This window comes from Streptococcus mitis (genome assembly GCF_047459985.1).
Classification (GTDB): Bacteria; Bacillota; Bacilli; order Lactobacillales; family Streptococcaceae; genus Streptococcus; species Streptococcus mitis_DZ.
This window is the reverse complement of record NZ_JASHHD010000001.1, coordinates 125455-136176: the sequence shown is the minus strand read 5'-3', so window position 1 is coordinate 136176 and position 10722 is coordinate 125455. Positions and strand designations below refer to the sequence as shown.

The 10722-nt window shown below is 41.9% G+C and carries 9 protein-coding genes; 7 read left to right on the top strand and 2 right to left on the bottom strand.

Annotated features, from left to right (window positions below):
* Window positions 1–51: 51 nt before the first annotated feature.
* Entirely contained in the window at window positions 52–1245 is a 1194-nt protein-coding gene (gene mntE, locus QM959_RS00630) for a CDF family manganese efflux transporter MntE (protein WP_414370728.1), read from the bottom strand.
* Window positions 1246–1552: 307 nt separating this feature from the next.
* On the opposite strand from mntE, the gene QM959_RS00625 reads away from it, so the two are divergent.
* From QM959_RS00625 to yaaA, 6 genes are all read left to right on the top strand, one after another.
* Window positions 1553–4249, top strand: coding sequence for a cation-translocating P-type ATPase (locus tag QM959_RS00625; RefSeq protein WP_414370726.1), 2697 nt, complete (start codon window positions 1553–1555; stop codon window positions 4247–4249).
* Between the two features lie 12 nt (window positions 4250–4261).
* Complete coding sequence (yghU, locus tag QM959_RS00620) at window positions 4262–5053, top strand: glutathione-dependent disulfide-bond oxidoreductase (protein WP_414370724.1); 792 nt, start codon at window positions 4262–4264, stop codon at window positions 5051–5053.
* A 115-nt stretch (window positions 5054–5168) separates the two neighbouring features.
* Window positions 5169–5579, top strand: a complete 411-nt coding sequence (locus QM959_RS00615; RefSeq protein ID WP_414370723.1) for a peptide deformylase — start codon at window positions 5169–5171, stop codon at window positions 5577–5579.
* 11 nt (window positions 5580–5590) lie between these two features.
* A complete protein-coding gene (locus QM959_RS00610) occupies window positions 5591–7186 on the top strand; it encodes a hypothetical protein (protein WP_414370721.1) in 1596 nt (531 codons plus the stop codon).
* A gap of 65 nt (window positions 7187–7251) precedes the next feature.
* The gene (locus tag QM959_RS00605; RefSeq protein ID WP_247934617.1) at window positions 7252–7416 is read left to right on the top strand and encodes a YczI family protein; all 165 of its coding nucleotides are present in this window, start codon (window positions 7252–7254) and stop codon (window positions 7414–7416) included.
* A gap of 78 nt (window positions 7417–7494) precedes the next feature.
* Entirely contained in the window at window positions 7495–8223 is a 729-nt protein-coding gene (yaaA, locus tag QM959_RS00600) for a peroxide stress protein YaaA (RefSeq protein ID WP_414370719.1), read from the top strand.
* Between the two features lie 280 nt (window positions 8224–8503).
* Here yaaA and QM959_RS00595 read toward each other — a convergent pair whose 3' ends face one another.
* Window positions 8504–9052: an NADPH-dependent FMN reductase gene (locus tag QM959_RS00595; protein WP_414370717.1), complete on the bottom strand. Its 549-nt coding sequence runs from the start codon at window positions 9050–9052 to the stop codon at window positions 8504–8506.
* A gap of 421 nt (window positions 9053–9473) precedes the next feature.
* Here QM959_RS00595 and QM959_RS00590 point away from each other — a divergent pair, with 421 nt between their 5' ends.
* The gene (locus QM959_RS00590) at window positions 9474–10670 is read left to right on the top strand and encodes an MFS transporter (RefSeq protein WP_414370715.1); all 1197 of its coding nucleotides are present in this window, start codon (window positions 9474–9476) and stop codon (window positions 10668–10670) included.
* Window positions 10671–10722: the final 52 nt, after the last annotated feature.

Genomic DNA, 10722 nt, shown 5'->3' with positions numbered 1-10722 from the left:
TAGTTTAGGTTAAAGAAAATCAATCAAAAAAGCCCTATCCACTGGATAGGGTCACTGTTGGTCTTCTTTTTTTGTTTCTTGGTGGAAGATATTTTGCCAAGTCTCATGGCGACGCCAGATACTGGTATGAACGATACCGTCTAGCTCATAGCAGATGAGTTTGATTTTTTGACTGATAGAAGTGATTTGGATGTCCTTGATAGCTGAATTTAACTCTTTTTCAGCCTTATAAGCCTCTTTATCCATCTGCTTTCCATCTTGGCGGATATAGACAAAGTCTTCGGCTAGGAGTTCTTGTAATTGATTTCCTTGGTCAATCAATTGTTCACGCATGAGCAATTTTTTATAGACATTGTCTAAAATTTCATCCTCAGGGATAGGCGCCGGCTCGATATGGATATCGGTATCAAAGACGCCAAAACGTTCCTCCAGCATAGACTCGACCTGATCCGCGATTTCATGACTTTCGTAAACAGACAAGTCTGGATTCATTTCTAACGTGATATCCAGATAGATGTTGCTACCGTAGGTGCGACCTCTTTGGGATTTGACCTTACTAATCTTTGGAATTTCCATAATGGCCTTTTGATAGTCCTCAAGCAGACGGTCATCGAAGCCATCTGAAAGGCTAAAGGAAGACTCGATGAAGATATCATAGGCAGTTTTCAAGATAAAGAAGGTGATGACAATAGCAACCAGTTTATCCACAATGGGATAATTGAAACTGCTGGCCAGGATGGCGATGGTAGTTCCAAGTGAAGTAACAGCGTCAGAAAGATTGTCCTTGGCGGCGGCCTTGAGTGCCTTGGAGTTGGATTTCTTACTGAGGCGAGTGTTGTAGAGATACACCACAAACATAATCGCTGCAGAAATGATTCCTAGAGTTGCACCAAGAGGATCAATGACCGTTTCTTCCCGACTGAGAATTTTTTGAATGGTATCCCTCAGCACATCAAAGCCAACATAGAACATGATGATAGAAGTGATCAAGCTGGCCAAATCTTCAATCTTCCAGTGGCCGAAACGATGGTCACGGTCAGCAGGCTGGCGCGCCATCCGAATCCCAATCAAGAGGGCGACATTTCCAATGATGTCCGAAACGTTGTTAAAACCATCGGCCACCAAACTGGATGAATGGAGGAGGTGACCAGTCGCTAATTTGGCTGCAGACAAGATTAAATAGGTCGAAATACTGATAATGGCCCCACGCTCAGCTAACTTGAGATTTGAGATAGATTGCTTCATTCAACTTCCTTTCTAGTCACATAGCATTCTACCATTATACTGGTTTTCAAGGTAAAATTCAAATAAGGCAGTTTTTACTCTTTGAAAACTTTTCAAAATTTGGTATAATAGTACTACTCAAGGGAGTAGCTGGCAGAAACCTGTGATAGTGTCGTCATTCCGAATTTTATACTGAAAAGTATGCTTTCCGGCACTATCTTAAACAGCGAGACTTGTTATGATTAACAGGTCTCTTTTTGTTTGTCGTGAAAAGATGCGATGAGGGAAAAGAGAGTCTGTTTTGCACACAATGTCAAGGAGGAGACACATGTCAAAAGAACAAAAACGCCAAGCGTTTTACACTCAGAGTCCTGAAGAGGTCTTGCAGGCTGTGGATGCGACCGAGCAAGGTTTGTCATCAAGTGAGGCGGAAAAGCGCCTTGCCGAATTTGGCCACAATGAACTCGAAGAAGGCGAGAAACGATCAATCCTGGTCAAATTTATTGAGCAATTTAAGGATTTGATGATTATCATCCTAGTTGCGGCAGCAATCTTGTCAGTCGTGACTTCTGGTGGGGAAGATATCGCAGATGCCATTATCATCCTAGCCGTGGTTATCATCAACGCTGCCTTTGGTGTTTACCAAGAAGGAAAAGCCGAAGAAGCTATCGAAGCTCTCAAATCTATGTCTAGTCCAGCTGCTCGGGTTCTTCGTGATGGGCACATGGCTGAGATTGATTCTAAAGAATTGGTACCAGGTGATATCGTTGCCCTTGAAGCTGGCGATGTGGTACCAGCAGACCTACGTTTGCTAGAAGCCAATTCTCTTAAAATCGAAGAAGCTGCCCTGACAGGTGAGTCTGTGCCAGTCGAAAAAGACTTGACAGTCGAGCTTGCTGCAGATGCTGGTATCGGTGACCGTGTCAACATGGCCTTCCAAAACTCTAACGTAACCTATGGTCGTGGAATGGGTGTTGTTGTCAATACAGGGATGTACACAGAAGTTGGTCATATCGCAGGTATGCTTCAAGATGCGGATGAGACTGATACGCCACTTAAGCAAAACTTGAACAACCTTTCGAAGGTCTTGACCTATGCTATCTTGGTCATTGCCCTTGTTACTTTTGTAGTGGGTGTCTTTATTCAAGGGAAAAATCCACTTGGTGAGTTGATGACCTCTGTTGCGCTTGCTGTTGCAGCCATCCCAGAAGGACTTCCTGCTATCGTAACTATCGTTCTTGCCCTTGGTACTCAAGTTTTGGCAAAACGAAACTCTATCGTTCGGAAGTTGCCAGCAGTTGAAACCCTTGGTTCAACTGAAATCATTGCTTCTGATAAGACTGGTACGCTGACTATGAACAAGATGACAGTTGAAAAAGTCTTCTACGATGCAGTCCTACATGACTCGGCTGATAACATTGAACTAGGTCTTGAAATGCCTCTTCTTCGTTCAGTTGTCTTAGCCAATGATACGAAAATCGATGTGGAAGGCAACCTGATTGGTGACCCAACCGAGACAGCCTTCATTCAGTATGCCTTGGATAAGGGTTACGATGTCAAAGGTTTCTTAGAGAAATATCCTCGTGTAGCTGAGTTGCCATTTGACTCTGACCGTAAGCTCATGTCAACGGTTCACCCATTGCCAGATGGTCGTTTCCTTGTGGCAGTCAAGGGTGCGCCAGACCAACTTTTGAAACGTTGTGTTCTTCGTGATAAGGCTGGGGATATTGCTCCGATTGATGAGAAGGTTACAAACCTTATTCATACAAACAACTCTGAAATGGCCCACCAAGCCTTGCGTGTCCTTGCAGGTGCTTATAAGATTATTGATAGTATTCCAGAAAATCTTACTTCTGAAGAATTAGAAAATGATTTAATCTTTACTGGTTTGATCGGAATGATTGACCCTGAACGTCCTGAGGCGGCTGAGGCTGTTCGTGTGGCTAAGGAAGCGGGAATCCGTCCGATTATGATTACGGGTGACCATCAAGACACTGCAGAAGCTATTGCCAAACGTTTGGGAATCATTGATGCAAACGATACAGAAGGTCACGTTTTAACTGGTGCAGAGCTCAACGAACTGTCAGATGAAGACTTTGAAAAAGTGGTTGGGCAATACTCTGTTTATGCCCGTGTGTCTCCAGAACACAAGGTTCGTATCGTGAAAGCTTGGCAAAAACAAGGTAAGGTCGTTGCCATGACAGGTGACGGTGTCAATGATGCGCCAGCTCTGAAAACAGCAGATATCGGTATCGGTATGGGAATCACTGGTACAGAGGTTTCTAAGGGTGCATCTGACATGATTCTTGCAGATGATAACTTTGCGACCATCATCGTCGCAGTAGAAGAAGGACGTAAGGTCTTTTCAAACATTCAAAAGACCATTCAGTACCTACTTTCTGCCAATACGGCTGAAGTATTAACTATCTTCCTATCAACCTTGTTTGGTTGGGACGTTTTGCAACCAGTTCATCTTTTGTGGATTAACTTGGTAACGGATACCTTCCCAGCTATTGCTCTTGGTGTTGAACCTGCTGAGCCTGGTGTCATGAACCATAAACCACGTGGACGCAAGGCAAGCTTCTTCTCAGGTGGTGTTTTGAGTTCTATCATCTATCAAGGTGTACTCCAAGCAGCTATTGTTATGAGTGTTTATGGCCTTGCTCTTCTCTACCCAGTTCATGTGGGTGACAATCATGCCATTCATGCAGATGCCCTTACTATGGCCTTTGCAACCCTTGGTTTGATTCAGCTCTTCCATGCCTATAATGTCAAATCTGTTTACCAATCAATCTTGACAGTTGGACCATTCAAGTCCAAGACCTTTAACTGGTCTATCTTGGTATCCTTCATCCTTCTCATGGCAACAATCGTTGTAGAACCGCTTGAAGGAATCTTCCATGTAACCAAACTAGACTTGTCACAATGGGGAATCGTTATGGCTGGAAGCTTCTCAATGATTATCATCGTCGAAATCGTTAAGTTTGTTCAACGTAAACTCGGCTTTGATAAGAATGCGATTTAAGTGAGGTTTCTGATGTCAGCATATCAATTACCGACCGTATGGCAGGATGAAGCTAGTAATCAAGGAGCCTTTACAGGACTAAATAGATCAACAGCAGGCGCGCGTTTCGAACAAAACTTGCCAAAAGGAGAACAACCTTTTCAGCTTTATTCACTGGGAACACCAAATGGTGTGAAGGTCACTATCTTATTAGAAGAATTACTAGAAGCTGGTTTTGAGCAAGCGACTTACGACTTGTATAAGATTGCTATTATGGATGGGGATCAATTCGGATCAGACTTTGTGAAGCTCAATCCCAATTCCAAGATTCCAGCCTTATTGGACCAGTCAGGGACTGAAGAAGTAAGAGTCTTTGAGTCTGCTCATATTCTTCTTTACCTTGCTGAGAAATTTGGAGCCTTTTTACCAAGCAATCCTGTGGAAAAGGTAGAAGTTTTGAATTGGCTATTCTGGCAAGCAGGTGCTGCACCTTTTCTAGGTGGGGGATTTGGACATTTCTTTAATTATGCCCCTGAAAAATTGGAATATCCAATTAATCGTTTTACGATGGAAGTGAAACGCCAGTTGGATTTATTGGATAAGGAATTGGCTCAGAAACCTTATATTGCAGGCAATGACTATACGATTGCAGATATTGCTATTTGGTCTTGGTATGGACAGTTAGTCCAAGGAAACCTTTATCAAGGTTCTGCAAAATTCTTAGATGCCTCAAGTTACCAGAATCTAGTAAAATGGGGAGAAAAAATTGCCAATCGTCCAGCTGTTAAGTGTGGCTTGGAAGTAACTTATAAAGAAATTAAATAGTAAAAAAGTCATCTTCGGATGGCTTTTTGCTACAGTTGAGGGAAAGGGCTTGCAGTTATCAGCTTTTGTGCTATAATTGCTATAATATAGTAAACATCTAGAGGAGTGTGAGGAAGTGGAAAAGAAAATTGTGAAGGATATCTTATTTTTATCCCAGGTGTCTCAGACGGCAAGTCAGGAAGACCTGTATCTTGCCAGAGATTTGCAGGATACCCTGCTTGCGAATCGTGAGACCTGTGTTGGTCTAGCTGCCAATATGATTGGGGTGCAGAAGCGCGTGATTATCTTTAATCTTGGCTTGGTTCCCGTGGTCATGTTTAACCCAGTTCTCCTATCCTCTGAAGGTCCTTATGAGACAGAAGAAGGCTGTTTGTCCTTGATGGGTGTGAGACCTACTAAGCGTTATGAAACCATAAGGGTTGCCTATCGTGACAGCAAGTGGCAGGAACAGACTATTACTTTGACAGGTTTCCCAGCCCAGATTTGCCAGCATGAACTGGATCACTTGGAAGGACGAATCATTTAGGAGGAAAGTAAATGAAACGGATAATCTTTGAACTTATTTTTATCGCAACGACCTGGTATATATTTTTACCACCCCTTAACCTGACCAGCTGGGAATTTCTCTTTTTCCTCTGTGGGCATTTGCTGCTTGTGGCAATCTTATTTGGCTTTGGCAAGGGAATCAATCTGGTCAAAACAGTTCATGTGCGCCACGGCAAGGCAGAAGCTGCCTTAAATCTAGAGGGTTTCAAAATCAATCGGTTAGGAAAAATTCTTTTTGCTTCAATTGGAGGAATTCTGCTCTTGGCTGGTTTAGTTTCCTTGGTGACCTCCAGCATTTTTCAGGCTAAAAATTATGCCAATGTAGTTACGGTGACGGAAAAAGACTTTGCTGAATTTCCTAAGACTGATACCAGTAAGGTTCCTATTTTAGATAGAAGTACTGCTGAAAAAATTGGAGACCGCTACTTGGGTTCCCTGACGGATAAGGTATCGCAGTACGTAGCGGCAGATACCTATACCCAATTGACAATTGATGGGAAACCTTATCGGGTTACGCCACTAGAATACGCAGACCCTATTAAATGGTTTAACAATCAGGCCAAGGGAATCGGCGAGTATATCAAGGTGGACATGGTGACTGGAAATGCGGACTTGGTGGACTTGAAGACACCAATCAAGTATTCGGACTCGGAGTATTTTAACCGTGATGTCAAACGCCACCTGCGCTTTAAGTACCCAACCAAGATCTTTAAAACTCCATCATTTGAGGTGGACGATGAGGGCAATCCTTTCTATGTAGCAACGGTTTACCAAAAGCAATTTGGACTTGCGGTTCCCCGTCCTGTTTCAGTCATTATCTTGGATGCCACAAATGGAGAAACCAAGGAGTACAGCTTGGCTGATGTTCCAGAATGGGTGGACAGAGTCTATCCAGCTGAGGAAACCATTGAGCAAATCAACTACAACGGCAAGTACAAGGACGGTTTCTGGAATGCCATGATTTCCAAGAAAAATGTGACCCAGACTACCAAGGGCTATAATTACTTGTCTATCGGCAATGACATCTATCTCTACACAGGTGTGACGTCGGCCAATGCAGATGAAAGTAACCTTGGCTTCATCCTTGAAAATATGCGAACAGGGGAAATCACTAAGTACAGCTTGGCTTCTGCGACCGAAGAATCAGCCCGTGAATCAGCCGAAGGTGCTGTTCAGGAGAAATCCTACAAGGCAACCTTCCCAATTCTCATCAACCTCAATGACAAACCTCTCTACATCATGGGCTTGAAGGACAATGCGGGCTTGGTCAAAGAGTACGCTCTGGTAGACGCAGTCGAGTACCAAAATGTTATCGTAGCTACTACAGTAGAAGAACTGCTCAGCAAGTACGCCAATAAAAACGATCTTGAGATTGATAATGAAACCACAGAAAGCATCAAGGGTGTGGTAGCAGACCTCAAATCAGCTGTTATCAAGGGCGACACCGTCTACTTCTTTAAAGTTGATGGCAAGATTTACAAGGTTAAAGCCTCAGTATCCGATGACCTTCCTTACCTTGAAAATGGTAAAACCTTCGAAGGTCAAGTAGGAAAAGACAATTATCTCAAGACCTTTAAAGTGCAGTAAAAACAGCTTTATTTTAAAAATATAAGTTATAATAAGGTAAATTAAGACTAATGGAGGACAAACAAATGGGGTTTTATTTGATGGTTGCTTCCATGCTACTCGGACTGCTCGCTTTGAAGATAGGTTTTTCTCAGTTCAAGGAGAAAAAAGATAAATTCTTTTCTATCTTAACAAGTTTAGCTGGCACAGCCCTTGTTCTCGTAGCTATCTGGTTAGGATGGCCAAAATAAACAGATAAACCTCGGTCAAACCGAGGTTTTTTAGATGAATTTCTTGGTAGTGGCTCAAAAATATGCTACACTATTCATATGAAAATTTTAATCCCAACAGCAAAAGAAATGAACACAGATTTGCCAAGTATCGAGGAAACTCCTTTAAGACCAGAAAGTCAGGCTGTGCTTGATGCCTTGGCCCTCTATTCTGCTAGTCAATTGGAGAGCTTTTACAAGGTATCAGCTGAGAAGGCAGCGGAAGAATTTCAGAATATCCAAGCTTTGAAAAACCAAACTGCTCAACACTACACAGCCTTGAAACTTTTTGATGGGCTTATGTACCGTCACATTAAGAGAGACAAACTGACCGAGGTAGAACAAGTCTATCTTGAAAATCATGTCTTCATCACGTCGGCTTTGTACGGAGTCGTTCCAGCCTTGTCACCTATGGCTCCTCACCGTTTGGACTTTTTGATGAAGTTAAAAGTCGATGGTAAGACTTTGAAGAGCCATTGGAAGGCAGCCTATGATGAAGCCATGAATGGTGAAGACCTAATTTTCTCCCTCTTGTCGTCCGAGTTTGAGACTGTATTTTCTAAGGAAATCAGAGAAAAGATGGTGACCTTCAAATTCATGGAGGATAGAGGTGGGCAGCTGAAGATTCATTCAACTATTTCAAAGAAAGCGCGTGGTGCCTTCCTGACAGCCCTAATAGAAAATCAAGTACAGACGGTGGAGGAAGCTCGTTGCTTAAGCTTTGCAGGATTTAACTACCGAGAAGACCTGTCACAGCAGCAGGAATTGGTTTTTGTTAAGGAAGTATGAAAAGATATTTTGTATTTGACAATATGTATCATCAGCTATTTTATACTCTTCGAAAATCTCTTCAAACCACGTCAGCTTCACCTTGCCGTATAAATGTTACTGACTTCGACAGTTCTATCTGCAACCTCAAAACAGTGTTTTGAGCAACCTGCGGCTAGTTTCTTAGTTTGCTCTTTGATTTTCATTGAGTATTAGTTTAAAATGAGAAAAAGCGAACAAGCTAGCCTTCTGAGTGTCAGAAAAGCAGTCTTGTTCGCTTTTATTATGTTAGTTAGTTTAGTTACTTGATAGCATTGACCAAGTCTTGAGCTTGTTTTTCAAGTGAGTTTAGAACTGTTTCTTCAAGAACCAATTTTCCGTCTGCCCAAGCAGAGTCATTAACACGTGCAGCAGTGAAATCACCAACGACTTGTGTACGGATAAATGGCAAGAGGTCTTTGTAGATAGCGAAGAGTTGATCGTGACCTGCATTGGCTACAGATGAGACTGTGACAAACTTGTCTTGGAGGGCAGAAGCACTACGTGTATCAGACAAGTCAAGGGCACGAGATAGCCAGTCAAGCAAGTTTTTCACTGTTCCAGGGATAGAGAAGTTGTAGACTGGAGAGAAGATCCAGATAGCATCAGCAGCGAGAACTGCTTCACGAGCAGCAGCTACAGCTGGATGTGTTGGAACTTCCAAATCTTGGCTAAAGAGAGGAAGGGCTGAATAATCGAGGTAGCTAACTTCTGCTTTACCAGCAAGTGCTTTCTCAGCTTCGAGAGCCATTTGGTGGTTGAAAGAACCTTGACGTAGTGATCCGACGATAAATAATACTTTTTTAGACATGATGTGTCTCCTTTTTCTTAAAATTTTCGAGAATTTTTTCGTTGTTATAAAATATATTACAACAAAACAAAACAACTTGCAAGAGATTTGCTCAGAGTTTATTTGAGAATTATAAAATTGCAGAAATTCTAGTCACTGGCAACTGGAAAAGTAAGAACTGTTCGTTTTGGATTCTGGTTTGCTTTGATTTTCTATGAGTATTCCAATATTCTCTTGTAATATGATAACATAAGTGCTAAAATAAACAAGAAAACTCGCAATAGAAACCGCAGAACAGTTTTTTTCTGGTATCATTTCATAAATAATTAAAGGAACAATAATGGCATTGAAGAATGCTTCTAAAAGGGGTGGAGATCATGTAAGGCAAAGATTAACAAGTGACGGACAAAAGAAATAATAATACACTTGTTAAGGAGAAAAGATGTTAATAAGAAATTATCGGAAAAATATTGGCCTGATGGCCGGAGTTGAGTTTTTTGCATTTCTAGGGATTACCAGTTTTTGGATTCTCTTTCTCAGTCAAAACGGCATGTCTCTTTGGCAGATTGGACTTCTGGAGAGTATTTTTCATACGACCAGTCTTCTCTGCGAAATTCCATCTGGAATGTTAGCTGATCGCTATTCCTATAAGACCAACCTTTATTTAAGTCGAATAGCAGGGATTGTGTCTTCTATTCTCATGTTGGCTGGGCAGGGAAATTTTTGGATTTATGCACTAGCTATGGCGGTAAGTGCCTTGTCTTATAATTTTGATTCAGGAACAAGCGCGGCAATGGTCTATGACTCTGCTGTAGAGGCTGGAATGAAGGAGCGTTACTTATCCATTTCGAGCTTTATGTCAGGAGTGGCAGAAGGAACTCGGTCTTTGGGGACAGTGTTGGCGGGATTTTTTGTCCATGGTCAATTGCATCTGACCTACTACATCATGATTGCCACTTCTATTATAGTTCTTGTCCTGATTTGGATGCTGAAAGAGCCTAGTGTCAAGCTAGAAAAAGCTGATAGTGTGACGATGAAACAGATTATTTGGACTGTTAAGGAAGAATTGGGGCGAAATCCAATGCTCTTCAACTGGATGATTTTGTCTCAGATTGTCGGAGTACTCATGTGCATGTTTTACTTTTACTATCAAAATCAGTTACCAGATTTAAGTAGTTGGCAAATTTCAGCAGTTATGCTACTTGGTAGTCTTTTGAATATCCTCGCAGTATATCTAGCGAGTAGGATTGGAAAGAACTATGCTGCCTTGAAGCTTTTCCCTGTCCTCGTCCTGCTGACTGGAGTCACCTACCTGCTGTCCTACTTTGGAACACCTCTAATCTATATTTTGATTTATTTGATTAGTAATGCTCTATATGCTCTTTTTCAGCCGATTTTTGATAATGATTTGCAAGAGCGCCTTCCAAGTGAAGTAAGGGCAACCATGCTGAGTGTCTACTCAATGATGTTTAGCCTAAGTATGATTGTGTTCTTTCCACTGACAGGATGGTTGATTGACAATTTGGGCTTTGTAGCAACATTTCTTTATCTAGGATTCTTTTTAGTCATGATTAGCCTTCTACTGCCTATCTTTTTAGGAAAAATGGCTAAAAGAATGGATGATAAAGTGATTCTATAAAGTAAAAGAACTTACGAAAACTTGAGTGCCAAGCTCAGGTTTTTTAATACGC

Bases quoted from the DNA above. Each gene is read 5' to 3' on its own strand.
- QM959_RS00610 (WP_414370721.1), top strand. From the start codon at position 5,591: ATGAAACGGATAATCTTTGAACTTATTTTTATCGCAACGACCTGGTAT.
- QM959_RS00625 (WP_414370726.1), top strand. From the start codon at position 1,553: ATGTCAAAAGAACAAAAACGCCAAGCGTTTTACACTCAGAGTCCTGAA.
- QM959_RS00605 (WP_247934617.1), top strand. From the start codon at position 7,252: ATGGGGTTTTATTTGATGGTTGCTTCCATGCTACTCGGACTGCTCGCT.
- yghU (WP_414370724.1), top strand. From the start codon at position 4,262: ATGTCAGCATATCAATTACCGACCGTATGGCAGGATGAAGCTAGTAAT.
- QM959_RS00590 (WP_414370715.1), top strand. From the start codon at position 9,474: ATGTTAATAAGAAATTATCGGAAAAATATTGGCCTGATGGCCGGAGTT.
- mntE (WP_414370728.1), bottom strand. From the start codon at position 1,245: ATGAAGCAATCTATCTCAAATCTCAAGTTAGCTGAGCGTGGGGCCATT.
- QM959_RS00595 (WP_414370717.1), bottom strand. From the start codon at position 9,052: ATGTCTAAAAAAGTATTATTTATCGTCGGATCACTACGTCAAGGTTCT.
- yaaA (WP_414370719.1), top strand. From the start codon at position 7,495: ATGAAAATTTTAATCCCAACAGCAAAAGAAATGAACACAGATTTGCCA.